General features: G+C 59.7%; 16 protein-coding genes and 1 pseudogene. 10 read left to right on the top strand and 7 right to left on the bottom strand.

Annotated features, from left to right (window positions below; all coding sequences use genetic code 11):
- The first annotated feature begins 9 nt into the window (after nucleotides 1-9).
- The 3 genes from pepN (at nucleotide 10) to QK293_RS20035 (ending at nucleotide 6,909) form a co-directional block, all read left to right on the top strand.
- Nucleotides 10-2,667, top strand: a complete 2,658-nt coding sequence (gene pepN, locus QK293_RS20045) for an aminopeptidase N (protein WP_282380202.1) — start codon at nucleotides 10-12, stop codon at nucleotides 2,665-2,667.
- A 755-nt stretch (nucleotides 2,668-3,422) separates the two neighbouring features.
- On the top strand, nucleotides 3,423-4,496 hold the full coding sequence (locus tag QK293_RS20040) for a YCF48-related protein (protein WP_282380200.1): 1,074 nt from the start codon (nucleotides 3,423-3,425) through the stop codon (nucleotides 4,494-4,496).
- Nucleotides 4,497-4,524: 28 nt separating this feature from the next.
- Nucleotides 4,525-6,909 carry an RND family transporter gene (locus QK293_RS20035; protein WP_282380198.1) on the top strand — a complete coding sequence of 795 codons (2,385 nt, stop codon included), beginning with the start codon at nucleotides 4,525-4,527 and terminating at the stop codon, nucleotides 6,907-6,909.
- Nucleotides 6,910-6,991: 82 nt separating this feature from the next.
- On the opposite strand, the gene QK293_RS20030 is transcribed toward QK293_RS20035, so the two are convergent.
- Nucleotides 6,992-7,711, bottom strand: a complete 720-nt coding sequence (locus QK293_RS20030; protein ID WP_282380196.1) for a FadR/GntR family transcriptional regulator — start codon at nucleotides 7,709-7,711, stop codon at nucleotides 6,992-6,994.
- Nucleotides 7,712-7,812: 101 nt separating this feature from the next.
- A complete protein-coding gene (locus tag QK293_RS20025; RefSeq protein ID WP_282380194.1) occupies nucleotides 7,813-9,549 on the bottom strand; it encodes an IlvD/Edd family dehydratase in 1,737 nt (578 codons plus the stop codon).
- A 193-nt stretch (nucleotides 9,550-9,742) separates the two neighbouring features.
- Between QK293_RS20025 and QK293_RS20020 the strand changes: the two genes are divergently transcribed.
- From QK293_RS20020 to QK293_RS19995, 6 genes are all read left to right on the top strand, one after another.
- On the top strand, nucleotides 9,743-11,065 hold the full coding sequence (locus QK293_RS20020) for an MFS transporter (protein ID WP_282380192.1): 1,323 nt from the start codon (nucleotides 9,743-9,745) through the stop codon (nucleotides 11,063-11,065).
- A 21-nt stretch (nucleotides 11,066-11,086) separates the two neighbouring features.
- On the top strand, nucleotides 11,087-12,079 hold the full coding sequence (gene araD1, locus QK293_RS20015) for an AraD1 family protein (protein WP_282380190.1): 993 nt from the start codon (nucleotides 11,087-11,089) through the stop codon (nucleotides 12,077-12,079).
- 10 nt (nucleotides 12,080-12,089) lie between these two features.
- Nucleotides 12,090-13,670, top strand: coding sequence for an aldehyde dehydrogenase (NADP(+)) (locus tag QK293_RS20010; RefSeq protein ID WP_282380188.1), 1,581 nt, complete (start codon nucleotides 12,090-12,092; stop codon nucleotides 13,668-13,670).
- Between the two features lie 93 nt (nucleotides 13,671-13,763).
- A complete protein-coding gene (locus QK293_RS20005; RefSeq protein WP_282380186.1) occupies nucleotides 13,764-14,060 on the top strand; it encodes a DUF5629 family protein in 297 nt (98 codons plus the stop codon).
- Nucleotides 14,053-15,222 carry a lactonase family protein gene (locus tag QK293_RS20000; RefSeq protein ID WP_282380185.1) on the top strand — a complete coding sequence of 390 codons (1,170 nt, stop codon included), beginning with the start codon at nucleotides 14,053-14,055 and terminating at the stop codon, nucleotides 15,220-15,222. The genes QK293_RS20005 and QK293_RS20000 overlap by 8 nt, the downstream gene beginning before the upstream one ends.
- 155 nt (nucleotides 15,223-15,377) lie before the next feature.
- The gene (locus QK293_RS19995) at nucleotides 15,378-15,557 is read left to right on the top strand and encodes a hypothetical protein (protein ID WP_033054657.1); all 180 of its coding nucleotides are present in this window, start codon (nucleotides 15,378-15,380) and stop codon (nucleotides 15,555-15,557) included.
- A gap of 166 nt (nucleotides 15,558-15,723) precedes the next feature.
- Here QK293_RS19995 and QK293_RS19990 read toward each other — a convergent pair whose 3' ends face one another.
- The 3 genes from QK293_RS19990 to QK293_RS19980 are packed head-to-tail and all read right to left on the bottom strand — an operon-like array spanning nucleotide 15,724 to nucleotide 21,199.
- Nucleotides 15,724-16,320: a glutathione S-transferase gene (locus QK293_RS19990; RefSeq protein WP_282380178.1), complete on the bottom strand. Its 597-nt coding sequence runs from the start codon at nucleotides 16,318-16,320 to the stop codon at nucleotides 15,724-15,726.
- Complete coding sequence (locus QK293_RS19985; protein ID WP_282380176.1) at nucleotides 16,317-19,958, bottom strand: SbcC/MukB-like Walker B domain-containing protein; 3,642 nt, start codon at nucleotides 19,956-19,958, stop codon at nucleotides 16,317-16,319. The genes QK293_RS19990 and QK293_RS19985 overlap by 4 nt, the downstream gene beginning before the upstream one ends.
- The gene (locus tag QK293_RS19980) at nucleotides 19,955-21,199 is read right to left on the bottom strand and encodes an exonuclease SbcCD subunit D C-terminal domain-containing protein (protein WP_282380174.1); all 1,245 of its coding nucleotides are present in this window, start codon (nucleotides 21,197-21,199) and stop codon (nucleotides 19,955-19,957) included. The genes QK293_RS19985 and QK293_RS19980 overlap by 4 nt, the downstream gene beginning before the upstream one ends.
- Nucleotides 21,200-21,411: 212 nt before the next feature.
- On the opposite strand from QK293_RS19980, the pseudogene QK293_RS19975 reads away from it, so the two are divergent.
- A pseudogene (locus QK293_RS19975) lies at nucleotides 21,412-23,016 on the top strand (ATP-binding cassette domain-containing protein).
- Nucleotides 23,017-23,185: 169 nt separating this feature from the next.
- Here QK293_RS19975 and QK293_RS19970 read toward each other — a convergent pair.
- Together QK293_RS19970 and QK293_RS19965 are read right to left on the bottom strand one after the other, a co-directional pair.
- A complete protein-coding gene (locus QK293_RS19970; protein ID WP_282380172.1) occupies nucleotides 23,186-24,316 on the bottom strand; it encodes a hypothetical protein in 1,131 nt (376 codons plus the stop codon).
- Nucleotides 24,300-26,821: hypothetical protein (locus tag QK293_RS19965; RefSeq protein WP_282380170.1), on the bottom strand; the 2,522-nt coding region annotated here is incomplete at its 5' end. The genes QK293_RS19965 and QK293_RS19970, both read right to left, overlap by 17 nt.

Genomic DNA, 26,821 nt, shown 5'->3' with positions numbered 1-26,821 from the left:
GACTCCAGCATGCGCACCGAACAACCGAAGATGATCTACCTGAAAGACTATCAGGCGCCTGAGTACCTGATCGACGAGACGCACCTGACCTTCGAGTTGTTCGAGGACCACAGCCTGGTCCATGCGCAACTGGTGATGCGCCGCAATCCTGAACGTGGCCCGGGCCTGCCGCCGCTGGTGCTGGACGGCCAGCAGCTTGAATTGCTGTCGGTTACCCTGGCCGACAGCGAGTTGACCGCCGCCGACTATCAGCTGACGGAAAACCACCTGACTCTGCACCCGTCCAGCACCACCTTCACGGTCGACACCAGCGTCAAGATCCACCCGGAAACCAACACCGCGCTGGAAGGCCTGTACAAATCCGGCACGATGTTCTGCACCCAGTGCGAGGCCGAAGGCTTCCGCAAGATCACCTATTACCTCGACCGTCCGGACGTGATGAGCACGTTCACCACCACGGTCGTCGCCGAGCAGCACAGTTACCCAGTGCTGCTGTCCAACGGCAACCCGATTGCCTCAGGTCCCGGCGAAGACGGCCGGCACTGGGCGACCTGGGAAGATCCGTTCAAGAAACCTGCCTACCTGTTCGCGCTGGTGGCCGGTGATTTGTGGTGCGTCGAAGACACCTTCACCACCATGACTGATCGCTCCGTGGCGCTGCGCATTTATGTCGAGCCGGAAAACATCGACAAGTGCCAGCACGCCATGAACAGTCTGAAGAAGTCCATGCGCTGGGACGAAGAGGTCTACGGTCGCGAGTACGACCTGGACATCTTCATGATCGTCGCGGTCAACGACTTCAACATGGGCGCCATGGAGAACAAGGGCCTCAACATCTTCAACTCCAGCGCCGTGCTGGCCCGCGCCGAAACCGCCACCGACGCCGCGCACCAGCGGGTCGAGGTGATCGTTGCGCACGAGTACTTCCACAACTGGTCGGGCAACCGCGTGACCTGCCGCGACTGGTTCCAGTTGTCGCTCAAGGAAGGCTTCACGGTGTTCCGTGATTCCGGTTTCTCCGCCGACATGAACTCGGCCACCGTCAAACGCATCCAGGACGTGGCGTACCTGCGGACCCACCAGTTCGCCGAAGACGCAGGTCCCATGGCCCACGCCGTGCGCCCGGACAGCTTCATCGAGATTTCCAACTTCTACACCCTGACCGTGTACGAAAAGGGTTCGGAAGTGGTCGGCATGATCCACACCCTGCTCGGCGCCGAAGGCTTCCGCAAAGGCAGTGACCTGTACTTCGAACGCCATGACGGACAGGCCGTGACCTGCGACGACTTCATCAAGGCCATGGAAGATGCCAACAGTGTCGACCTGACCCAGTTCAAACGCTGGTACAGCCAGGCCGGCACACCGCGCTTGGCGGTCAGCGAGTCCTACGACGCTGCGGCGAAAACCTACAGCCTGACGTTCCGTCAAAGCTGCCCGGCAACCCCGGACAAGGTTGAGAAGTTGCCGTTCGTGATACCGGTGGAATTGGGCCTGCTGGACGCCAAAGGTGCGGCCATTGCGTTGCGTCTTTGCGGTGAAGCCAGCGCTCAGGGCACCTCACGGGTTATTTCGGTGACTGAAGCCGAGCAGACTTTCACCTTCATTGACATCGCTGAACAGCCATTGCCTTCGTTGCTGCGTGGCTTCTCGGCGCCGGTGAAGCTGAGCTTTCCGTACAACCGCGATCAGCTGATGTTCCTGATGCAACACGACAGCGATGGCTTTAACCGCTGGGATGCCGGTCAGCAACTGTCGGTGCAGGTCCTGCAAGAGTTGATCGCCCAACAGCAGAAGGGCGAAAAACTGGTGCTCGATCAGCGTCTGATTTCTACCTTGCGCACCGTGCTGTCTGACCAGACGCTGGACCAGGCCATGGTCGCGGAAATGCTCTCGCTGCCGGGCGAGGCATATCTGACCGAAATCAGCGAAGTCGCTGACGTTGATGCCATTCACATCGCTCGCGAGTTTGCTCGTAAGCAATTGGCAGAAGGGTTGTTCGAGGCGTTGTGGTTGCGTTATCAGGCCAATCGCGATCTCTCGAAGAAAACCCCGTATGTGGCTGAGGCCGAACACTTCGCTCGTCGCGCGTTGCAGAACATCGCGCTGTCGTACCTGATGCTCAGCGGTAAACCGGAAGTATTGGCGGCGACGCTGGAGCAATTCGAGACGAGCGACAACATGACCGAGCGCCTGACGGCGTTGGCGGTGGTGGTCAATTCGTCGTTCGAAGAAGAGAAGGCTACGGCATTGGCGAGTTTTGCCGAGCACTTCAAGGACAACCCGCTGGTCATGGATCAGTGGTTCAGTGTTCAGGCGGGCAGCACGTTGCCAGGCGGTCTGGCGCGGGTGAAAGCGTTGATGCAGCATCCGGCGTTCAACATCAAGAACCCGAACAAGGTGCGGGCACTGGTCGGCGCGTTTGCCGGGCAGAACCTGATCAACTTCCATGCGGCCGATGGTTCGGGATATCGGTTCCTGGCGGATCTGGTGATCGAGTTGAACGGGTTTAATCCGCAGATTGCCTCTCGCCAACTGGCGCCGCTGACGCGCTGGCGCAAGTATGACGATGCGCGTCAGGCGTTGATGAAAGGTGAGCTGGAGCGGATTCGTGCTTCGGGTCAGTTGTCGAGCGATGTGTTTGAAGTGGTCAGCAAAAGCCTGGCTTGAGTTTGGTTTCGCTCTCACAGGGGACACTTGGATTCCTGTGGGAGCGAGCTTGCTCGTGATGGCGGCCTTGGAGCCGACCGTGATTTTGAGGGTGTACATATCCATTACTGCGGTAACGGCTGCTTAGGGTTTCGCCCTTACGGCGAGTCCATTTTTCAAACGCCAAAAAGGAACCCAAAGGCTTCGCCCCAGCGTCCGGCCCCTCGCCTAGGCTCGGCGTTCCTTCGTTCGGGCATTCATCTGGGGGCATCGCCTCCGGTTGGCTTCGCTTCAACCTCTTCTCGATGTGTTCGACTTTGTCGAACGGCGCTACGCGCCTGCCCCCCAGATGAACACCTCCACTTAGCCTCCCGAAGGGGCGGGTAGATCAAGAGCTGCAGGCGCGCTGACGCTCGGCCTGTTGAGTGGTGAAGGGCGGGGTGTACTTGCTTCAGGAGCTGCCGAAGGTTCGGGCCGCGTTCGGACGATCTTTTGATCTGGCTCAGCGGAGATGTACACAAAACCCGAAACCCGAAATCCAATCACCCCACCTGATACCGAATCATTCAGCAACTGCGCATCCCCCCCAGGTTAACAAAAGATAACGTGGCGTCGATTGTCAGACCTTTCCAAACCCCGATAGGATAAGCCAGCTTCCGAAGGGGCTCTAGATTGCGTATTCCAGGACTATACTCCAGAAAAGGCAATCCTGAAGAACAGTCCTTACGGCGCCCTGAAAGGTTGAACGACCTAACAATAATAATGGGGGAAGGTCTATGAGTGAGCCTGTCATGGGTGTGGGTATCTGCCGCCCGCCGGCACTACGCAAATTCGCGTTGCTGGCTACAGCGCTCTCGCTGTTGGGCTGTGCCGTGTTGTCGGCACCTGTACTGGCCGCTGCTGCGCCAGCATCCGACAGTGTTTATTCCGTTGAGTCTGCCAAAGCCAGCAAGAGCCTGATGCTCGACGTCGTGCACGCAGGCTCTCGTCTGGTCGCGGTCGGGGATCGCGGGCACATTCTGTATTCCGATGACCAGGGCGCGACCTGGACCCAAGCCAAAGTGCCGACCCGACAACTCCTGACGTCGGTATTTTTCGTCGACGACAAACACGGTTGGGCCGTCGGCCATGACGCACAGATCCTCGCCAGCGAGGACGGTGGCGTCACCTGGACCAAGCAATTTGAAGATCTGAAACGCGAATCGCCGCTGCTCGACGTCTGGTTCAAGGACGTCAACAGCGGCTTTGCCGTGGGCGCTTATGGTGCGTTGCTGGAAACCACCGACGGCGGCAAGCACTGGGAAGACGCCAGCGATCGCCTGGACAACGAAGACCAGTACCACCTCAACGCCATTGCCGCGGTCAAGGATGCTGGCCTGTTCATCGTCGGTGAGCAGGGCAGCATGTTCCGCTCCGCCGATGGGGGCCAGACCTGGGAGAAGCTGGAAGGCCCATACGAAGGTTCGCTGTTCGGTGTGATCGGCACCGCTGAAGCCAATACGCTGCTGGCCTACGGGCTGCGGGGCAATCTGTTTCGCTCCAGCGATTTCGGCACCACCTGGGAGCCGATCGAGTTGAAGGCGGCTCGCGGTGCGCTGGAATTCGGTCTGTCCGGCGCGACGCTGCTCGACGACGGTTCCATCGTGATCGTCGGTAACGGCGGCTCCGTGATCCGCAGCAGCGACAACGGCGAAAGCTTCAGCGTGTTCAACCGTCCGGATCGTATTTCCGTTTCGGCGGTGACTGCGGCTGGCAACGGCAATCTGATTCTGGCAGGACAGGGTGGCGTTCGCGTCACCTCGCCAAACGGCGCCGGCGCAGAGAATGGAAAAAATGGGTCGTCCAAATGAGCCGGGCAAATAATAAAAAGGCGGGTCTATGACATCCTTGAGCAGTCATCACCAAGACAAGGCGACGTTTCTTGAACGCCTGATTTTCAACAACCGCCCGGCAGTGATCGTGATCTGCCTGCTGGTGAGTATTTTTCTGTTCTGGCAGGCGACGCTGATCCGGCCGTCCACCAGTTTCGAAAAAATGATCCCGCTCGACCATCCGTTCATTCAAAAGATGATGGAGCACCGCAATGATCTGGCGAACCTGGGCAACACGGTGCGGATCTCGGTTGAGGCCACCGACGGCGACATCTTCTCCAAGGAATACATGGAGACCCTGCGCCAGATCAACGACGAGGTGTTCTACATCTCCGGTGTTGACCGTTCCGGCCTCAAGTCGCTGTGGAGCCCGAGCGTACGCTGGACCGAAGTAACAGAGGAGGGCTTCGCCGGTGGTGAAGTGATTCCACAGAGCTATAACGGCTCCCAGCAAAGCCTCGATCTGTTGCGCAACAACGTGCTCAAGTCCGGTCAGGTCGGGCGTCTGGTGGCCAACGACTTCAAGTCGAGCATTGTCGATATCCCGCTGCTGGAGTCCTACCCGGACCCACAAGACCAAGGCAAGTTGCTGGCGCTGGACTATCGGAAGTTCTCTCACGAACTCGAAGACAAGATCCGTAACAAGTTCGAAGCCCAAAACCCTAACGTGCAGATCCACATCGTCGGTTTCGCCAAGAAAGTCGGCGACCTGATCGATGGGCTGGTCATGGTGGTGATGTTCTTCGGCGTCGCCTTCGTCATCACGTTGATCCTGCTGTATTGGTTCACCAACTGCATGCGCAGCACCGTGGCGGTGTTGAGTACAACGCTGGTGGCGGTGGTCTGGCAGCTCGGTCTGATGCATTTCTTCGGCTTCGGACTTGATCCGTATTCAATGCTGGTGCCGTTCCTGATCTTCGCCATCGGTATTTCCCACGGTGTGCAGAAAATCAACGGTATTGCCTTGCAGTCCAGCGAGGCGGACAACGCTTTGACCGCGGCGCGGCGTACGTTCCGTCAGTTGTTCCTGCCGGGGATGATTGCGATCCTCGCGGATGCGGTGGGTTTCATCACGCTGCTGATCATCGACATCGGGGTGATTCGCGAACTGGCCATCGGCGCGTCCATCGGCGTTGCAGTGATCGTGTTCACCAACCTGATCCTGCTGCCAGTGGCGATTTCCTACGTCGGCATCAGCAAACGCGCCGTGGATCGCAGCAAAAAGGATGCAACCCGCGAACACCCGTTCTGGCGTCTGCTGTCGAACTTTGCCAGCCCGAAAGTCGCGCCGGTGTCGATTGTTTTGGCCTTGCTGGCCTTCAGTGGTGGCCTCTGGTACAGCCAGAACCTGAAAATCGGCGACCTCGACCAAGGCGCGCCTGAACTGCGTCCCGACTCGCGCTACAACAAAGACAACAACTTCATCATCAGCAATTACTCCACCAGTTCCGATGTGTTGGTTGTGATGGTCAAGACCAAGTCTGAAGGTTGCTCGCGCTACGAAGCCATGGCGCCGATCGACGAGCTGATGTGGAAGATGCAGAACACCGAGGGCGTGCAGTCGGCAATCTCGCTGGTGACGGTGTCCAAGCAGATGATCAAGGGTATGAACGAGGGCAACCTGAAATGGGAAACCCTGTCGCGTAACCCGGACGTGCTGAACAACTCCATCGCCCGTGCTGATGGCCTGTACAACAACAGTTGCTCATTGGCACCGGTGCTGGTGTTCCTCAACGATCACAAGGCCGAAACCCTGGATCGCGCGGTGCATGCAGTGCAGGACTTCGCCAAGGAGAACAACAAGGAAGGCCTGGAATTCATCCTCGCTGCCGGTAACGCTGGCATCGAGGCGGCCACCAATGAGGTGATCAAGGAATCCGAGCTGACCATCCTGATTCTCGTCTACATCTGCGTCGCGGTCATGTGCATGATCACCTTCCGTTCCTGGGCGGCGACTTTGTGCATCGTGCTGCCGCTGGTACTCACCTCTGTACTCGGCAACGCCCTGATGGCCTTCATGGGCATCGGCGTGAAAGTCGCAACCTTGCCGGTGGTGGCGCTGGGCGTGGGGATTGGCGTGGACTACGGGATCTACATCTACAGCCGACTCGAAAGCTTCCTGCGTGCCGGCCTGCCGTTGCAAGAGGCGTACTACCAGACGCTGAAGTCCACCGGTAAAGCCGTGTTGTTCACCGGTCTGTGCCTGGCGATCGGCGTGTGCACCTGGATCTTCTCGGCCATCAAGTTCCAGGCCGACATGGGCCTGATGCTGACCTTCATGTTGCTCTGGAACATGTTCGGCGCACTGTGGCTGCTGCCAGCGCTGGCGCGGTTCCTGATCAAACCGGAGAAGCTGGCGGGGCAGAAGGGTAATTCGTTGTTTGCCCACTGATCTATCGCTGAAACTAAAAAGCCGCAACCTCAGGGTTGCGGCTTTTTTACATGCCGAATTCCACACCAAATCCTTGTGGCGATCAGGAAAGGTCGGTACCCAGCACCACGTTCAGCGCACTGCGCGCATCATCCAGCTGCACCAACGTCGCATGCCGTGCACCGAGTGCATCACGATTCTCGATAGCCGTCAGAATAGCCTTATGCCGTGGCAATGCCAGTTCATGCAGATTCGGCCGCTGGTTGGAATGCTTCAAGGCTTCGGCAATCGCCACTGACAGCATGTTGCACAGGTTCGCCAGCAAGTCGTTGTGCGTCGCATCGGCAATCCGGCTATGGAAATCCAGGTCCGGTTGCAAGAGCGCTTCGGGGGTCGGTGCGGCTTCCATGCGTTGGTAGGCTTCACCGATGGAGGCGATGTCATCGTCCGTGGCGAACTGCGCGGCGAGGGCAGCCGCAGCGGGTTCGATGATGCTGCGCACGCTGGTCAGCAAATCGAAAAACTCATTCTGCGGGCTGCTTTGCATCAGCCAATGCAAAACGTCCGGGTCGAGCATGTGCCAGTCCTTGCGCTGCTTGACCACCGTGCCGACCCGCGGACGGGAATACACCAGTCCCTTGGCGACCAGTACGCGTGTGGCCTCGCGCAGCACCGGGCGGCTGACCGCGTATTCCTCGCACAGCAGGGCTTCAGGGGGCAATTTTTCGCACGGTTTAAAGCGCCCGGAAACGATCTGCATGCCCAGTTCCTGGACGATGCGCGAATGCATGCTTTTGCGGTCGGAGGGTTTGCGGTAATCCATGGGGAACGGCGCGATCCTGTGCGATGGGGTGCCGCGCATGATAACAGGCGCGGCGATGACGGTCGCCAGAGCAAGCACGGTCCCACAGGGGATTTGTGGTGTTAGTGGGAGTGACGCGGTACTTCGGAGCCGCGGCAGCCGACCAGAAAGTCGAAATCGCAACCCTGATCCGCCTGCAACACATGGTCGATGTACAGCTGACGATAACCGCCCACGATCAGTTGCAGCGGTGGCTGCAGATCGGCCATGCGCGCTGCCAGTTCCGCATCCGGAATGTCCAGGTGCAGACGACCATTGGCGCAGTCGAGTTCGATCCAGTCACCTTCCTTCACCGTCGCCAAAGGTCCGCCAGCGGCCGCTTCAGGGGCCACGTGCAAAACCACGGTGCCGTACGCCGTGCCGCTCATGCGTGCGTCGGAAATGCGCACCATGTCCGTCACGCCTTGGGCCAGCAGCTTGGCCGGCAAACCCATGTTGCCGACTTCGGCCATGCCCGGATAACCCTTCGGCCCACAGTTCTTCATGACCAAAATCGAATTGGCATCTACCTCCAGCTCCGGATCGTTGATCCGTGCCTTGTACATGTCGAAGTTCTCGAACACTACCGCACGCCCGCGATGTTGCATCAGTTCGGCACTGGCGGCGGAGGGCTTGAGCACCGCACCCAGTGGCGCCAGGTTGCCGCGCAATACACAGATGCCGCCGTCAGCGCGGATCGGGTTGTCGAGGGTGCGGATCACTTCGTCCTGACCGTAGATCGGTGCGTCCTTGGTGTTCTCTCCGAGGGTCTTGCCGTTGACGGTCAGCGCATTCGGATTCGGAATCAGGTTGGCTTCCCCCAGACGTCGCAGCACCGCTGGCAGGCCGCCGGCATAGTAGAACTCTTCCATCAGGAAACGCCCGGACGGTTGCAGGTCGACAAGGGTCGGCATGCCGCGACCGATGCGGGTCCAGTCATCGAGGTCCAGTTCCACGCCGATGCGCCCGGCAATGGCTTTTAAATGGATCACGGCGTTGGTCGAACCACCGATGGCGGCGTTCACGCGAATGGCGTTTTCGAAGGCCTCTTTGGTAAGGATTTTCGACAGCTTCAAGTCTTCTCGAACCATCTCCACCGCACGCATGCCGGACATATGCGCCAACACATAACGACGCGCATCCACCGCTGGAATCGCCGCGTTGTGCGGCAGGGAAGTGCCGAGGGCTTCGGCCATGCACGCCATGGTCGAGGCGGTGCCCATGGTGTTGCAGGTGCCGGCCGAGCGGGACATGCCCCCCTCGGCCGCGAGGAAATCGTCGAGGGTGATAGTGCCGGCTTTCACCTGTTCGCTGAGCTGCCAAACCACGGTGCCCGAGCCAATGTCCTGCCCTTTGTGCTTGCCGTTGAGCATCGGCCCGCCGGTGACGACGATCGTCGGCACGTCGCAACTGGCCGCGCCCATCAACAACGCCGGAGTGGTTTTGTCGCAACCGGTCAGCAGCACGACACCGTCAATCGGGTTACCGCGAATCGCTTCTTCGACGTCCATGCTCGCCAGGTTACGGGTGAGCATGGCGGTCGGGCGCAGGTTTGATTCACCGTTGGAGAACACTGGGAACTCCACCGGGAAGCCCCCAGCCTCGATCACCCCACGTTTGACGTGTTCCGCAATCTGGCGGAAATGCGCGTTGCACGGGGTCAGCTCCGACCAGGTGTTGCAGATGCCGATGATCGGCTTACCGTGGAACTGGTGGTCGGCGATGCCCTGATTCTTCATCCAGCTGCGGTACATGAAGCCGTTCTTGTCGGCAGTGCCAAACCATTGGGCGGAGCGCAGGGTGGGTTTCTTATCAGGCATGATCGGTTCTCTTATTGTATGACTATATTGTTCGGGATGAGGCGTAACATAAGCTCTAATTCGACCGTTTGGAAGTGTTGTTGCATAAATAGTAATACTATATAGTCCGTTGCAACGGAGGGATGACCCTGGCGGTTTTCCACGAGAGGCGTCCCCCGAGGTTCTATAACAACAACAATCGGAGACCGATCTCATGAGCCAGGAACTGCGGCTTATTCGTCGCATCACGCTGAAACTGATTCCCTTCCTGATCCTGCTGTACCTGATCGCCTATGTGGATCGCTCCGCCGTAGGCTTCGCCAAGTTGCACATGGGCGCTGACCTCGGTATCGGTGACGCGGCTTACGGGCTGGGTGCCGGGCTGTTTTTCATTGGCTATTTCCTGCTGGAAATCCCCAGTAACCTGATGCTCGATCGCTTCGGCGCGCGACGCTGGTTCGCGCGGATCATGGTCACCTGGGGCGCCATCACCATCGGCATGGCCTTCGTCCAGGGGCCGCACAGTTTCTATGTGATGCGCTTTCTGCTCGGTGCGGCGGAAGCCGGGTTCTTTCCGGGCGTTCTCTACTACATCACCCAATGGTTCCCGGTGCGCCATCGCGGCAAGATCCTTGGACTGTTCATCCTTTCCCAACCCATCGCCATGCTCATCACCGGCCCGGTGTCCGGCGGTCTGCTTGGCATGGACGGCATTCTTGGCCTGCATGGCTGGCAGTGGCTGTTCATCGTCATCGGTACCCCGGCAATCCTGTTGACCTGGCCGGTGCTGCGTTGGCTGCCGGACGGCCCGAAACAGGTGAAGTGGATGGACCAGGCCGAAAAGGACTGGCTGACCGGCGAACTGAAAAAGGATCTCGAGGCATACGGCCAGACTCGCCACGGCAATCCGTTGCACGCCCTCAAGGACAAACGGGTGTTGTTGCTGGCGCTGTTCTATCTGCCGGTGACCCTGAGCATTTACGGCCTGGGCTTGTGGCTGCCGACCCTGATCAAGCAGTTCGGTGGCACGGATCTGATGACTGGCTTCGTGTCGTCGGTGCCGTACATCTTCGGGATCATCGGGTTGCTGATCATTCCGCGCAGTTCCGACCGCTTGAATGATCGGTACGGCCACTTGGCGGTGCTTTACGTATTGGGTGCCATCGGCCTGTTCTTCAGCGCCTGGCTGACGGTGCCGATGCTGCAACTGGCGGCGTTGTGCCTGGTGGCCTTCGCGCTGTTTTCCTGCACCGCGGTGTTCTGGACCCTGCCGGGCCGCTTCTTTGCCGGGGCCAGTGCGGCGGCCGGAATCGCGTTGATCAACTCGGTGGGCAACCTCGGCGGCTACATCGGTCCGTTCGTGATCGGCGCGCTCAAGGAATACACCGGCAACCTGGCTTCGGGTCTGTACTTCTTGTCCTGCGTGATGGTGTTCGGGCTGGTGTTGACCGGTGTGGTCTATCGCCTGCTGGAACGCAAGCACGTACTACCGGCCGACCAGTTCGCTGCCAGCGCCCGTGGCGCTACCCGCACTTAATCTGCAAACAGGAGAAGGTTCATGCGTTTAGTTCAGTTCGAATTGAGTAACGGCGAGCGCCGGGTTGGCGTGGTCGAGGACGGTCTGGTGCGCGAAGTGCAGGACGCGCGCACGGTTCGCGACCTGGCGTTGGCGGCGATCGAGGCGGGCGTCAATCTTGAGCAACAGGTGAACACCCTGGGCCTGGGCATCAGCCATGACTATGCAGAACTGTTGGCCACGTTGCGTATCCTGCCGCCTCTGGATCACCCGGATCCGGCGCACATGCTAGTCAGCGGCACGGGCCTGACTCACTTGGGCAGCGCCTCGGCCCGGGACAAAATGCATCAGCAAGTCGGCGACGAAGCCGCGATGACCGACACCATGCGCATCTTCAAATGGGGCGTGGAGGGCGGCAAACCAGCCGCGGGGCGGGCCGGTGTGCAACCGGAATGGTTCTACAAAGGTGACGGCAGCATTGTCGTTCGACCGGGCCAACCGTTCCCGCTGCCACCGTTTGCCGAAGACGCGGGGGAGGAACCAGAACTCAGCGGCCTCTACGTCATCGGCCACGACGGCAAGCCATATCGACTTGGTTTCGCAGTGGGTAACGAGTTCTCCGATCATGTAATGGAACGCAAGAATTACCTGTACCTGGCGCACTCTAAATTGCGCAGTTGCAGTTATGGCCCGGAACTTCGGGTCGGGGAACTGCCTCAGCATCTGGCGGGCACCAGTCGCATTCTGCGTGACGGCGAGGTGCTGTGGCAGAACGAGTTTCTCAGTGGCGAGGCCAACATGTGCCACAGCCTGGAAAACCTCGAGTACCACCATTTCAAGTACAGCCAGTTCCTGCGTCCGGGCGATGTGCACATTCACTTTTTCGGCACCGCGACCCTGTCCTTTGCCGACGGCATTCGCACCCAGCCGGGTGACGTGTTCGAGATCAGTCAGACCGAGTTCGGTGCACCGTTGATCAACGGTATTGCACCGGTTGAAGCGGCGTTCGAGCCCGGCACCGTCGGCACCCTTTGAGGAGATACCCATGCCCCAGATTCTTGGTCACAACTACATCGGCGGTCAGCGCAGTGCGGCCGGCCAGCTCAAACTACAGAGCGTCGACGCCAGCACCGGCGAAGCGTTGCCGTACTATTTCTCCCAGGCGACCCCGGAAGAAGTCGATGCCGCTGCCAAGGCTGCCGCCGCGGCTTATCCGACGTATCGCAGCTTGAGCGCCGAACGTCGTGCGCAATTTCTCGATGCGGTTGCCAATGAACTGGACGCGCTGGGCGATGACTTTGTTGCGGTGGTCTGCCGCGAAACCGCGCTGCCCGCCGCACGGATTCAAGGCGAACGCGGTCGCACCAGCGGCCAGATGCGTCTGTTCGCCAACGTGCTGCGTCGCGGTGATTTCTACGGTGCGCGGATCGATCAGGCGTTGCCTGAGCGCAAACCGTTGCCGCGTCCGGACTTGCGTCAGTACCGCATCGGCCTCGGACCGGTTGCCGTGTTTGGCGCCAGTAACTTTCCTTTAGCGTTCTCCACGGCTGGCGGCGACACCGCGTCGGCGTTGGCCGCCGGTTGCCCGGTGGTGTTCAAGGCCCACAGCGGTCACATGGCAACGGCCGAACAAGTAGCGAACGCGATCATTCGCGCGGTGAAAAAAACCGGCATGCCCGCCGGCGTGTTCAACATGATCTACGGTGGTGGGGTTGGCGAAGCGCTGGTCAAGCATCCGGCAATTCAGGCGGTTGGCTTTACCGGCTCGCTGAAGGGCGGACGTGCGTTGTGCGACATGGCCGCTGCACGTGCGCAGCCAATCCCGGTGTTCGCCGAGATGTCGAGCATCAACCCGGTGATCGTTTTGCCGCAGGCGCTTGAGATTCGGTCAGAAACTGTCGCTCGGGACCTGACGGCCTCGGTGGTTCAAGGCTGCGGTCAGTTCTGTACCAATCCGGGTCTGGTCATCGGTATTCGTTCGCCGCAGTTCAGCGCGTTTGTGCAACAGGTGGCTGGACTGATGGGCGATCAACCCGCGCAAACCATGCTCAATGCCGGGACCTTGAGCAGCTATGGCAAAGGTCTGCAAAAACTACTCGCTCATCCGGGCATCAAGCATCTGACCGGTCAGGCACAGCAGGGCAATCAGGCCCAGCCGCAACTGTTCAAAGCCGATGTCAGCCTGTTGATCAATGGCGATGAAGTGCTGCAGGAAGAAGTGTTCGGCCCGACCACGGTGTTCGTAGAAGTTGCCAATACGGCACAACTCAGTGCCGCGTTGAACGGCCTGCACGGGCAGCTGACGGCGACGATCATTGGCGAGCCGGCGGACTTCGAGCAATTCGGCGAGCTGACGCCATTGCTGGAACAGAAGGTCGGACGGATCCTGCTCAACGGTTATCCGACTGGCGTGGAAGTCTGCGACTCGATGGTCCACGGTGGGCCGTATCCGGCAACTTCCGATGCTCGGGGCACGTCGGTGGGCACCTTGGCCATCGACCGTTTCCTGCGCCCGGTGTGCTTCCAGAACTACCCCGACAGTTTGCTGCCGGATGCGTTGAAGAATGGCAATCCGTTGCGAATCCAGCGCTTGGTGGACGGCCAACCCTTGCGCGACGCGCTGTGATCCGCTGACTGATCGTTCCCACGCAGAGCGTGGGAACGATCATTGCGGTGTGATGAGCTATCATTGCGTTTTTCCCATTCAAAGATTACTGCCATGACTGCCGCTACCGACACCTTGCTCTACACACTCGAACACTGTGACATGGTGGAAATCGACGGGCTGCACGCCTTCGAATTCTCCCTTGATGAGTTCGACAACCTGCACATCGAATGCATGGACGGCCGGGCAGCCAAGCACTGGGAGTTTACCCCGGCGCAGATTCAGGCAGCGACCTTCGATCCAACCCTGCAAAGCTGGGTCATCACCGGTGATTCCGGCGAACACCGGCTGGTGTGCATGACCGCGTTCCGCGGTGGTGACGACGAGGAAGAAGCGAAAGAGGATGCGTAAGCTCTGGCCGCTGTTGATCGCCGGCAGCGTCGGTGCGATGGGCGTTCAGGCCGCGTCGGCCGAGGTCTATCAGTTGCTGGTCGGTTCCTACACGGCCGGTCAGAGCCAAGGGATTTATCGCCTGAACTTCGACGCCGCCACCGGGCAGATCAATGCCAAGCCGCTGCAAGTGGTCAAGAGTGAAAACCCGTCCTGGCTGACCCTGTCCAAGGATCAGCGTCACCTTTTCGTGGTCAACGAAAACGGCCCGGGACAGACCGATCCTGTAGGGCGCGTCAGCAGCTATGCGATCGATCCCAAAACCCATGCGCTGAGCCCGATCAATCAGGTGCAGAGCCTGGGCAACGAGCCGACTCATTCGAGCCTCAGCCTTGAAGCCAGTCACCTGTTTGTCAGCAACTATTCGGTGGCTGAAGATCCGGGTGGCACCCTGGCGGTGTTGCCGGTGGGCGCCGAAGGCCAGCTCAATTCGGTGGTGCAGATGAGCAGCCATCCGTCCAGCCGGGTTAATCCCGAGCGGCAGATGTCGGCGCACGTGCATTCGACGGTTTCGTCGCCGGACGGCAAGTATGTGTTCTCCAATGACTTGGGCGCCGACAAGGTCTTTGTCTACCGCTTCGACCCCAAGGCCAACCCGGAACTGCCATTGACCGCCGCTACACCGGCGTCCGTCCAGTTGCCACCCGGCAGCGGGCCGCGTCATTTGCTGTTCAGCGCCGATGGCAAACACGCGTGGTTGATCATGGAAATGAGCGCGCAGGTCGCGGTGTTCGACTACAAGGACGGCAAACTCGAGCAAACGCAAATGGTCGAATTGGCGACGGGTCAACCCACTTCGGACAAGGCAGCCGCTGCGCTTCACGCGTCGCAGGATGGCAAGTTCCTTTACGTCAGCAACCGTGGCACCGCCAATCAGCTGCTGGTGTTCGCCATCGATCCTGCGACCGGCCACCTCAAAGAACTTCAGCGACGGGCCGTGGAGGGCGATCACCCGCGTGAGTTCTGCCTCGACCCGAGTGGCAAGTTCGTGTTGATCGCCAACCAGAAAAGTAACCAGATTGTTGTCGTCGAGCGCGATGCCAAGAGCGGTTTGCTGGGTAAAACCGTGCAAAAACTGCCGATGGATGCCCCGAGCGACCTCAAGTTCCTGGTGCGTCAATAGGCCGCAGGCCCCGGTTGATGGGGCCTGCATCCTTCTATTAATGACGCTGATATCTGCTAATACTACAAAAGATTTCAAGGCGCCAACCTTGACGGTTAAGTTTGCTTCACGGCCCCACCGGGCAAACAAGCCAACTGAATCCGAGGAATACCGCCATGAACTTTAATCTCTTCTCCGTAATCGCTGCTTCCGCTATCTCTGCCACTGTTGCTCTGCCAGCCAGCGCCAACATTGAAATCAGCGACAAAAAATCCCACGCGCAAAGCTACACCCAGAAGTACCTGCAACAGAGCGCCAACTTTTACGCGGCTCTGGATCACAAGACCCAAGCCTGAAATTTGAACCCTGCACCTTTTATGCAGGAGCGAAGTCACTTGCGCCGATCGAGCTGAAAGCTTCGAGAAACCCTGAGTGATGTCGCTCCTGCATAACGCGTTGCCCGTTCCAGACGAGCCCGATGCGGCCCGCGAGCGGTTGATGAGTTGTGTTGGCGTGAGTCGGTTATTTCTGCATCACGCCAGTAAATAACTCCGACGCCAGAAACCGCTGCAACCAGGCCTGCAAACGCCGATAGGGCGTCTGCCCGAACCACTCGCGATCTACATGGGCGAATTGCCGCACGAACGGCATCAGCGCCACGTCCGCCAGACTCGGATGCTCGGCAAGCAAGTAGTCGCGTCCCTCCAGCAACTCCTCGAGCCTGCGCAAAAACACCTCGCCCTCGGCACGATAGAACGTCATCGGCTGCTCGGGATAGCGTTCGGCGTACTTGTAGCGATTCAGGTGCAGCTTGAACACCTGATCGTTTTCTTCGATCAGCCCGGCGATGTGTCGCTGCCCGACAGGATCATCCTTGAGCAACCAATCCTTTGGATCGTTCTGCGCCAAAGCCCAGTGCATGATCGCCAGGCTTTCATCGATCACCTGACCGTCGACGCTCAGCACCGGCACCGTGCCTTTGCTCGACAGCGCGAGCATTTCGGCAGGCTTGGCCTTGAGGCTGACCTCAACAATGTTCACCGTAACCCCTGAATAGCGCAGCGCCATGCGCGCCCGCATCGCGTAGGGGCAGCGGCGGAAGGAATACAGCGTATTCATTTCACCTCCAGGGTACTCAGGCCGTTGCCCTGACGGCGGACCTGAATCTGCACCGGAATCCGCTCATGCATTTCCTGCACGTGTGAAATCACCGCGACTTTTCGTCCCTGCGCTTGCAAGCCATCCAAGGCGTCCATGGCCAGTTGCAGAGATTCCGGATCAAGGCTGCCAAAGCCTTCGTCGATGAACAGCGATTCAATTTTCAGTGTGCTCGACGCCATTGATGCCAGGCCCAAGGCCAGGGCCAGCGACACGAGGAATGTCTCACCGCCGGACAGCGAATGCACCGAACGCAGTTCATCACCCATCTCGGTGTCCATCACCAACAACCCGAGCATGCTGCCGCCGCGTTTCAGGCGATAGCGCCGCACCAGTTGCCGCAACTGAACGTTGGCGTGATGCACCAGCAGGTCGAGGTTGTAGGCTTGCGCGATCTTGCGGAAAGTGTCGCCCGTGGCCGAACCAATCAATGCATTCAAACGTGCCCAGCGCTGGTACTCGGTGTAGGCGTCGGCGATCCGCTGCGCGAGAGCCTGATTGGCGTTTTGCCGGCGCTGATCCTCGGCCTGTTCGGCGCGCAGTTCGGCGCAACGGTGTTCGATGGCAGCGGACAGGGTTTGCAGGTCGGTGAGCGCGGTCGCCAGTTGTTCGGCGTCGAGGTTGCCATTGTGCTGGGCCTGATGGCTGAGCAAGCGTTGATCCCGCTCCTGCAGCAGCACGTTGGCCTGCTCAATGGCTTTTTCGCTGTGCTGCAACTGCTGGCGCAACTCGCTGACCTGTTGATCATTGACGCTCAGCAGATCTTCCAAGCCACCGTCATCCAGTTCCGGATGCAAGGCGCGCCAGTCGGCAATCTTGCCGCTCAGCTCGCGATCTTCGGTTTGCAGTGCCTGCGAGCGGTCTTGCTGAGCCTTGAGCTCGGCGCCCAGTTGCACCCGCCGCGTGCGCACGGTTTGCAGTTCCTGATTGGCCGTTGTTTCGGCATTACGCGCCTGTTCAACGGCTTGATCCAGTTGTTGCTGCCACTGCTCGGCGCTGGTGTGTTTGCCGAGCAATTGCGTCATCTTTTGCTGGCAGGCCTGTTGCTGGTCGGCGAGGGCGGTGAACTGCTGTCGGGCCGTTTCCAAGTGCTGGACACGCGTGAGTTGGCGGTCCTGTTCTTTCTCCAGCGTCTGTTGCCGTTGTTGCTGTTCGCTGAGTTCATCGCGTTGCTGGTCGAGCTGCTCCAGACGCTGGGCGATCTGCCGATCCAGTTGCATGAAGGTCGCGGCCGGTTCGTTGCGCAAGGCTTGCAGCGTATCGGCAGGGAGCAGGGTGCTGAACGCCGTCAACTCCTCGTCCAGGCGCTGGCGATCACTGCTCAACTCACGTTGCTGGTTGACCAAGTGCTGGGACGCTTGCTGGCTCGCCGCTTCAGCGCTACGCAGTTGCTGTTGAAGGCGCGCGGCGTCCTGTTGCAGGGTGAGCAGGGCGGTTTGCCGTTGTTCGTCCTGGGTAATGCTTTGATTCAACTGGTTGCTTTGCTGCGCCAGCCAGGCATCGCGTTTGAGCGCATCGTGGGTTAGCAACTGCGCAGACAACGGATGTGCTTCAAGGCTCGGCGCCAGGCTCTGCTGCTGGGTCGCGAGTTGTTCTTGCTGTTGCAGCAACTCTTTTTGCTGAGCAATCACGCCGCCCACTTCAGTGCGCAGGTCAGTAAGTTTTTCTTTCAACAGGTCGACGGCTTTCTGGGCGTTGGCCTGTTCGCTTTCATCATGCCGACCAAGGCTTTGCAGCAGGGCTTCGGGCTGATGATAGGGATGGTCGGGACTGCCACAGACCGGGCACGGCTGATCGTCCTGTAACTGCTCGCGCAGTTCTTCGACGCTGGCGCTGCGGGCCAGACGCTGGCGTTCCAGCAGTTCGCGGGTGACGGTCAGCGTCTGTTCGGCCACGGCCAATTCGTTCTTGGCTTTCACACCGTCCTGGGTCAGACGCTCACGTTCTTGCTGAGCGGTCAGCTGGCGCTGCTGGAGTTCGGACGCGCGTTTGTCCAGTTCCTGCTGACTGGCCCACAGTCGCGTCAGCTCTTCAAAGGCCCGCTGTTGCTTGCGGTTGTCTTGCAACAGGCTACCGAGAATCTGGATCTGCTCGGCCACCGCTTCCGGTTCTGCGCCGGCCTCTTTGTACAGCACTTCAAGGCTCTGGCGCTGGGTGGACAGATCCTCGGCAGCGCGAGCGGCGCTGTGTTCCAGGGCGGCCAGTTCGGCCTGACCCTTGTTCAGACGATTACCCACCAGCATCAGCTGTTGCAGACGATCGCGGTAGGCGTTCCAGGCATTGCTCAACGGCGCCAGAGGGGTGCTTTGCTCAAGCGCCGTGGCGATTTGTTCCAGGCGTGACGCGACCTGCTTTTGCTGGTCGAGCACGCCTTGAATCGTGCTTTGGCCCTGAGTGCAGGCTAGTTCCGCCTGCTGCTTGAGGTCGGCACTGAGGCCGACGTCTTTGACCAGGCGGGCGACGGTGCTTTGCTCTTCGAAGGCCTGACGAAGCAGCGGAGCGCTTGAGGTGTGTTGGCTTTGGGCCTCGACCAGCGCGGTCTGCGCAGCGCCCAGGCTTAGTTCGAGCTGAGCCTGGCGCTGGCTCAGTTCGGTTTGCTGTTGGGTGTGTTGCGAAATCTGCGCGGTCAGTGGTTTGAGCTGGGCGGTGAGTTCGGTCTTGCGGGCGAACTGGTGCCGTTGCGGGGCCAGTTGCTCAAGCCGGGTCAGCTTCAGGCGTTCACCCGCCAGACCGTCCCAATGCTGTTGGGCCGATTGCAGCTGCTCGGTGGCGCTCTGTTGCTCGTCCTGTAATTGACGCAGGTCCTTGAGCCAGGTGTGTTGCAGTTCTAATTGCTTGAGTTGCGCTTGCTGGGTCTTGAGTTGTTGCTGAGCCTCGTTGAAGCGTTCATCGAGTTCCGCCCGGGCTTCTGGCAACAAAGGCGTGACCCCGGTGGCCTGGTCCTGCAGCAGCTTGTGGGCTTCGCGAGCCTCTTTGGTTTTGTCGAAAGCCCGGCGACCGAGGCGCGTATACAGCGCAGTGTCGGTGAGTTTTTCCAGCAGTTCGCTGCGTTCGTTGTCGTTAGCCTTGAGGAAGGCACTGAACTCGCTTTGGGCCAGCAGCACGGCTCGGGTGAACTGTTCGAAGTTCAGGCCCAGTACGGCTTCGAGCTGGGTTTTGAATTCGACTTTCTGACTGGCTAGCAGTTGATCCAGATCGATGTCGCGCAAACTCTGACGGCTGGCTTGCAGCTTGCCGCCGGCCTTCTCCCGGGCGCGATTAGCTTCCCAGCGAGCGCGGTAGCGCCGGCCATCGATGCCAACGAAATCTACTTCGGCATAGCCTTCGCCCGTGCCGCGACGCAGCAGCGTGCGGGGATCGCCCGTGCTGATCTCGCCGTCGGCGTCCGGCGCTTTGGCAGACACCTGAGCAGAGCTCAGCCGAGGCACAGCGCCGAACAGCGCCAGGCACAAGGCGTCGAGCAAGGTGCTTTTGCCGGCGCCGGTTGGCCCGGTGATCGCGAACAGCCCAGCGCTGGCCAGCGGTTCCGCGGTAAAGTCGATTTCAAAAGGCCCGGCCAATGAGGCGAGGTTTTTCAGGCGGATCGCGAGGATCTTCATGGTTGTTCGCTCTCCATCTGCACGTCTTGCAACAGCTCGGCGAAGTCCTTGAGCGTTTGCTCATCGACCTCGCTGCCGTAGTTGTCCAGCCAGGCGCGGCTGAACAGTTCCTGAGGTGTGAGCTGGTCGAGTTCGATCAAGGTCGTGCCGTCATCGAGTCCCTCGCGGCTGCCGTTGCCGGCGTATTCAGCGGCGATCCGCACCAGGCGCACGGCTTTGCCTTGCAGGGCGGTTTCGACTTGATGACGCAAGTCGGGTTGCGGCTCATCTAGACGCACCCGAACTTCCAGCCACGGCTGGCGCTGGATATCGGCCAGCAGGTCGATGTTCGGCAGGTCGGCCAGTTGCAGCAGGATTTCCGCCAGTGGCGCGGGACCGATGCGTTGCAGATTCACTGCCCGGGGGATCAGTTTGGGTTCGACGCTGACGAGGGTTTCGCCCTCGAGTTTGATGTCGAGAATCTGGTGTTGATAGCCGATCTCAGAGAACGACAACGGAATCGGCGAGCCGCTGTAGCGGATGCGCTCTTCACCGTTGACCTTCTGCGGTTTGTGCAAATGACCGAGGGCGACGTAACTGATGCTCGGCCCGAACAGGCTGGCGGGCAGCGCTTCGGCGTTGCCGATGATCAGGCTGCGCTCGGAATCTTCCGACACCGAACCGCCGGCCATGTGCGCGTGGCTGATGGCGATCAGCGCCTGGCCTGGCTGGCGTTTGGCATTGGCCGCTTCGATCAGCCACTCGTGAACCTGACCGATGCCGCGCAGGTAGTTGTCGCCCAAATGCGCGCCGGTCACTTCGGCGGGTCGCAGGAACGGCAGCGCCAGGCACCAGGCGACGGTTTTGCCCTTGGCATCCGGCAATGGCAGCAACAAGCGTTCGGCGTCGAGTTGACCGTCATCCAGCCACAGCACACGGCCCAGCGCATGCGTGCGCAAACGCCGCATCAACGGCGCGGGCAGTTCGATCCGCGAGCCGGAATCGTGGTTGCCGGCGATCATCACGATGGTCAGCTTCGGCTGTTGTTCGTGGGCACTGACGATGAAATCGTAGAGGCGTTCCTGGGCTTTAACCGGCGGGTTGACCGTGTCGAAGATATCGCCGGCGATCAGCAGCACATCAGGCTGGTCGAGCTTCAGCTGACGCAACAGCCATTCAAGGAAACAGCCGTGTTCGAAATCGCGTTCCTGGCCGTGCAGGTTTTGTCCAAGGTGCCAGTCGGAGGTGTGAAACAGACGCAAGGCGAACTCCGTAGGAAATTAGGTAATGGCCGCGTGGGAAATGATGGCGGCTAAAGGGGAGGGAGTTTACTGGCAAAAGACCGGGGATGCTGAAAGCCTTGAAAGATTGCTTATCGATTGGACGGGGCCTCAGTATGGTAGACCGCGGCCGAGGTGACGAGGCGGACGCTGTTGCGCAACACCAGGGAGTTTTGAATAGTTAAGGAGACGTCATGACTCAACGGTTACTTCAACTTGATCAAGTGTCGTACAACCTGCCCGACGGGCGCGTTCTGTTCGATCACTTGAACCACACCTTCAGTACCAGGGCCACCGGCATCGTGGGCGCCAATGGCTGTGGCAAGTCCTTGCTTGGCCGACTCCTGACGGGGGAGCAACTGCCCACCAGCGGCATCGTCCGTCGCGAAGGCCGGGTTTACGCCGTGGCGCAGTTACTGGAACCCGAGCGCTATCCCAGCGTTGCCGCGATTGCCGGGGTCGCCCCTATTCTGGCGGCGCTGGATCGCATTGCCCAAGGCAGCGTCGACGATGACGACCATGCGCTGGCGGTCGATCAATGGGATTGCGCCACACGCCTTGAGGCGCAACTGCAGCAGATCGGCCTGGGTCATTTGAACGCCGACGCGCGCACCGACGCACTCAGTGGTGGCGAACGGCAACGGGTGGCGCTGCTGGGGGCGTGGTTATCCAGGGCCGACTGGCTCATTCTGGATGAGCCCAGTAATCACCTGGATATTGATCAGCAACACAGTCTTGCGCAGCAGATCGATCGCTGGCCCAACGGCCTGGTGTTGATCAGCCACGACCGGGGCCTTCTGGAGCACGTGAACGAAATTGTCGAGCTTTCACCCTTGGGGCTGGGGGTTTATGGCGGCAACTACAGTCAGTATGCGGCGGCACGCGAGCAAGAACAGCAGTCGTTCCAGTCGGCATTGCAAGGTGAGCGGGCGCAGGCCAAGCGCGAGCAACGTGAGATGGCCGTGCAGATGGAGCGTCAGCAACGGCGGAATGCGCGCGGCGACCGTCAGGCCCGCGACGGCAATCAGACCAAACTGATCACCAATGCCCAGAAAGAGCGCAGTGAAAACAGTCAGGGAAAATTGCGCCTCAATCAACAGGTGGGCCGGGAGCAGCAACAACAACGTATCGCCGAGGCCCGTGCGCGGTGTGCGCCGGACATTCAACGCATGATGTTGTCTCCGGAAAGCGTAGTGCCCAATGGCAAGCTGATTGTGCAGCTCAACGACGTCATTCTCCCGTTCGGTTACGCGGCGCCGCTCAATCTGACGCTGACGGGGCCTATGCGCATGGCAATCCTGGGCGCCAACGGCAGCGGCAAGTCGACCCTGTTGCGAGTGATCGCCGGCCAACTGCCGGTGCGCGAAGGCGAACTCATCCGCAGTTGCCAGGTCGGCTGGCTGGATCAACACGCCGGATTATAGTACCCCGAACGCACGGCGGTGCAATGGCTCTACGAGAGTAATCCGGAGTTGCCCGAGGCCGAGGCGCGGACCCGCCTGGCCCAGATGGGGATTGACGCGGATCGTGCGATGCTCAAGACCTGCCAATTGAGCGGTGGCGAACGCCTGAAAATAGCACTGGCGGCGCAGTTATATGCACAGCGACCACCGCAATTGCTGTTGCTGGACGAACCGGACAACCATTTGGACTTGCCCAGTAAAATTGCGCTGGAGCAGATGCTCAATCAGTACCAAGGGGCATTGATCGTCGTCTCTCACGACAGCGCTTTTTTACAGGCCATTCATCTGGACGCCGAGTTTCATCTCAACAGCGAGCTGTTGGTGTCCGAAACCTGATGATGACCGGCTAGGTGTTGCCCCGCGCACAGGCGCTGTATGCCTGCAATCGTGACCTTGGCCGGCATCATTTTGGATAGAGCGGCGGCAACCCGGGGGTTGATGCGAATGACACGATTGCGAGAAACCCATGCACCGTTGGTGTTCAAGGTCTGCATGTATGCACCCATCATGCGCGACGTTTGCCGGTCGGATTCAATTGCTGTACTTCAGCAAAAATCTCGGTAATCGGTCGGCGAGGTTGGCGTTTGTGTAGCTGTCGGACCTGTTCGCTAAGACGCAGCAGTTCTTCACTCGGTTTCGCCCATTGTTCCTTCGGTAATGGTTCGGACCATAGACGCATCGCTTCGGGCAAGGCGTGCGGGGCCATTTTCTGAAGGCGGCGGACTTCCCATTCGGTCAGGTGGTTGGGAATCGTCCACAGCGTCATCACGTGGTACAGGTACCAGAAGAAGCCGGACACTCGACCACGTTGGCCGTCGCGGATTTGCTGATGCATACGCGCGCGGGCGTTGTGGAAGGTGTGCAGGCCTTCGTGGGGCGGGTCGTTCGGGCCTTGCAGGTCTAGCGGATCCTGGATGGATTTGAGGTCGTGGATTTCGTATTCCATGTAGCCGCGGATGGCTTCCCAGTGGCTGATGGCCAGGGAAAGACCGAAGCAGGGAAATTCGACGCTGGTCAGGGTCTCGCCGTGCTGGCAACCGATGCCCATGCCGTATTGGCGGTGGATGCCGTATTGGGTGGCGCCCTGGGCTTCGATGACCCAGGCGGATAGGGATTCCCAGGGGACGAAGACGGGTTCGGTGGCGTCTTCGGGCATGAAGCAGACTTCGCGGCGTTGGCGGTTGAAGCGGGTGGGGATGATTTGGAGACGTTTTTTATGGTTGTGGTGCCAGACGGCGAGGCCGATTAATAAGCTAGAAACCCCTCCTAATATGGCGTATTCGGATATGGCAAAAAAAAAGTCAACGACAAACTCCCATGTGTATGCAAGGTCATATCCGAACATGAGACCGAGGCAGCCAATCATTGGCGGGAAAATGAATGCAATCATAAAGGCACCGCTGAATGGCCCACCCAATGTTATCTGCCACATAAACACTTGAGGCGAACCCACCCCGAAGTCCATGTACACATCATTTAGTTCCCCGATATGAGGGCCAAGCGGCGGCAGCGGTGTCGGCAGTGGCAACGGCGCGAGATAAGTGATTCTTCCGCTGGGAAACGGTTGGACATCGCCTGCTTTGCGGGACTGCTCAAGGTGCGGTCCAGGCAGGGAGCTTTCAATCTTGGTGGGCATGGTCGGCCAGCTCCAGCAGATGGGTTTCAACCAGCAACAACGGTGGATGCTCGGTAACGGATTGACGAGGTAACGCAGGGAAATGACCCTTACCGCGCGGGTTGAGGTGAATAACGTCAGTCAGCGATTCCCACACCCCCTTGGCGTTCAAGGTCTGTACGCAGACGGCCAGCTCCAGTGTTTCGGACGCTGGGGTAAATTCGGCATCAGGATCCACGGGATATTGCAGGCATAACACAAACCGGTCGGGTCCTGTTTGTACGATGCGCAGGCTGTTTGCGACTTCCTCACTGATGATGTCCTTGCGTTCTCGGGGTGCGCCGCGACTGTGGAGAGGAATGGCAATGCGGTGGGCGCCGATCCCAAGGCGATGAGCCGGTTGTCCACTCAATGGTGGCTGGAAATCACTGAGCTTGAGCCTTGGCAGCACCAGGTGAATGTCGCTGGGCCTGGCTTTTAGCAGAAAGTTTTTCAGCCACGAGTCATGCTCATTCGGGCCCAGTTGCGCGTACGGGGCGTTGAGCAAATAGGCCAGATAACGCTGATATTCATCCAGGGTATGGTCGCCACGATGATCAGTGTCCAGGCTCCAAGGTGTGGTTTTCAGCCATTTATCATGAGCACTGATGTTGTAGCGGTTGTACAGCCAGGTTCCACCCAGTTCCAAAATGGTGAACAGGGCTCCGGCCAGATTGAACCGGAAGAATACGGTGGATAGCCTTGTCCCCGCAGCAGCCCAAGCAGCCGTTCTTGCTGCAGCGTTTCTGGCAATCGCTACGGTATACCCCGCGTGCAAGGTGTGACCCAAGCCATAGGCATTAGCAACCGTCATGCCGCCTGCACCCAGGGTGGCAAACGCCGCACTAGTTTGTGCCGAGCGATCTCCGGTACGCGTCGCCTGCTGCCATTTCTGCTGTTGGGAATTGAGGCTGGACAGTGATGATGCAAAACCAAAAAGGTAAGTAAAGAAACCCAGTCCAACATGCATCTTCCCCATCTGCACATGCACATTCTGCAAGGCGTGGTGTTGAAGTCCGGCAACTAGCTGTGTACTACGCGCCTTCAAGGCCGTATCAGCCAGGCTCTGTGCAGCCGTGAATCCAGCTGCACCCGTAGAAAGGGCCGAGTTGATCAACGGCGCCAACTTACGGTGATCCCGTGACTGGCTAAACGTTTCCCTAGCTACCCCTACCAAATTCACCCCCTGCACCAAAAACACCAACAACCCCATCCCCTCGCTTCTAATCAACTTCCCATTCGGCACACTCTGAACCCCCAACCGAATGTCCTTCAACAAACTTCGCACCTCCAACTGCTGTGCCGGCGGAAACACCACCGTCACCCCCGCCCGAGCCGGCGTCGCGCCGTACAGGCGCGCCGACTGATCCGGCAGCTCCGCAATCGGGCTCAGCGCCCCGGCCAACCGGCCTTCGAGCTGCGTCAACTGCCCACGCACCCGCACGATCTCGCCCTGCAACTCCACCGCCCGTGGCGTCTTGTGCCCCTGGCGGTTTTTGTTGTGGGTGAGCTGGTTACGTTCACGGGTCAGGGTTTTCAGGTAGTCGCGCTCCCTGAGCAGTTCCTTGAGGTTGGTTTGCAACGCCGCGTGTTCTGCCGGGCTGGCGACAGTAAAGGTCACCCCGGTGGTTTTCGCCGCATCGAGTAGCCGCCCCGACAAGGCTTTGGGCAGGCGCCGGAACAGTTCGTCGAGATCGGGGATTTTCTCTGCCGCCAGATCGAACCCTTCCAGCGCCCGGCTCAGACCCAGGTTCAGCGCCGGGCTGAGGCTGTGCTGCGCTGCGTCCGCGACGGCGCGGGTATGTTCGGGCAGGTCGTCGAGGGCCGGCAGGTGCGCTTGTTCGATTTTCTGCAGCTCGCCCAGCCAGTGCGGCAGGTTGTTGAACACCCCCATGCCGGCGTTGAACAGCGTGGCGTATTGCGCGGCCCGTTCTGGCTGAAGACGCAGGGGCAAGGTGTAGAACAGTGGCCGGGTCAGTTCAGGGTGTTTCTCCAGATAACCGAGCAAGATTTCGCTCGCGTGGTCACTGCGGCAGATGTCCTTGAGACAGGCGTATTCGGCGGTGAACGCTTGGTGGAGCTGCTGTTGATCCAGCGCGTCGTAATACCAGGCCGAGCGATGGAAGCGACCGGCACACACCAGCAGGGTGCGGTCGGCGGTGATGCGCTCAAGCAATCGGTTCCAGCGGCTGAGGTCGTCGCGATGCTGAAACAGCGCAGCGTCCATGGCCGGCCGGTCGATGAAATCGTTGACCCCGCGTTTGCCACTGAAATTGGAACCTTCAAGCACATCCACGATGCGTTTGTTTTGCTCTTGGCCGAGTTTCATCAAGGTATCGAGGTGACGTTCGACGAAATCGTCGGGCGCGACCTTGAAATGTTGGCGAGCGTAGTAACGGCGGTCTGCCTCGTCACTGGCGCGACTGTGGGCGGTGAAGTCGGGTGTGGCGCCCTGGTACTTGGCGAGTTTGAACGCTTCGGCATGCG

Source organism: Pseudomonas sp. AL03, from assembly GCF_029960815.1.
GTDB lineage: Bacteria > Pseudomonadota > Gammaproteobacteria > Pseudomonadales > Pseudomonadaceae > Aquipseudomonas.
The sequence above is the reverse complement of the archived record's forward strand: the minus strand, read 5'-3'. Positions and strand labels throughout refer to the sequence as shown.

What these genes read in the sequence shown, in the direction of transcription:
- araD1 (WP_282380190.1), top strand. Translation starts at nt 11,087, where the DNA reads ATGCGTTTAGTTCAGTTCGAATTGAGTAACGGCGAGCGCCGGGTTGGC.
- QK293_RS19995 (WP_033054657.1), top strand. Translation starts at nt 15,378, where the DNA reads ATGAACTTTAATCTCTTCTCCGTAATCGCTGCTTCCGCTATCTCTGCC.
- QK293_RS19990 (WP_282380178.1), bottom strand. Translation starts at nt 16,320, where the DNA reads ATGAATACGCTGTATTCCTTCCGCCGCTGCCCCTACGCGATGCGGGCG.
- QK293_RS20010 (WP_282380188.1), top strand. Translation starts at nt 12,090, where the DNA reads ATGCCCCAGATTCTTGGTCACAACTACATCGGCGGTCAGCGCAGTGCG.
- QK293_RS20000 (WP_282380185.1), top strand. Translation starts at nt 14,053, where the DNA reads ATGCGTAAGCTCTGGCCGCTGTTGATCGCCGGCAGCGTCGGTGCGATG.
- QK293_RS20030 (WP_282380196.1), bottom strand. Translation starts at nt 7,711, where the DNA reads ATGGATTACCGCAAACCCTCCGACCGCAAAAGCATGCATTCGCGCATC.
- QK293_RS19970 (WP_282380172.1), bottom strand. Translation starts at nt 24,316, where the DNA reads ATGCCCACCAAGATTGAAAGCTCCCTGCCTGGACCGCACCTTGAGCAG.
- QK293_RS20035 (WP_282380198.1), top strand. Translation starts at nt 4,525, where the DNA reads ATGACATCCTTGAGCAGTCATCACCAAGACAAGGCGACGTTTCTTGAA.
- QK293_RS20025 (WP_282380194.1), bottom strand. Translation starts at nt 9,549, where the DNA reads ATGCCTGATAAGAAACCCACCCTGCGCTCCGCCCAATGGTTTGGCACT.
- QK293_RS19985 (WP_282380176.1), bottom strand. Translation starts at nt 19,958, where the DNA reads ATGAAGATCCTCGCGATCCGCCTGAAAAACCTCGCCTCATTGGCCGGG.
- QK293_RS20020 (WP_282380192.1), top strand. Translation starts at nt 9,743, where the DNA reads ATGAGCCAGGAACTGCGGCTTATTCGTCGCATCACGCTGAAACTGATT.
- QK293_RS20005 (WP_282380186.1), top strand. Translation starts at nt 13,764, where the DNA reads ATGACTGCCGCTACCGACACCTTGCTCTACACACTCGAACACTGTGAC.
- QK293_RS20040 (WP_282380200.1), top strand. Translation starts at nt 3,423, where the DNA reads ATGAGTGAGCCTGTCATGGGTGTGGGTATCTGCCGCCCGCCGGCACTA.
- pepN (WP_282380202.1), top strand. Translation starts at nt 10, where the DNA reads ATGCGCACCGAACAACCGAAGATGATCTACCTGAAAGACTATCAGGCG.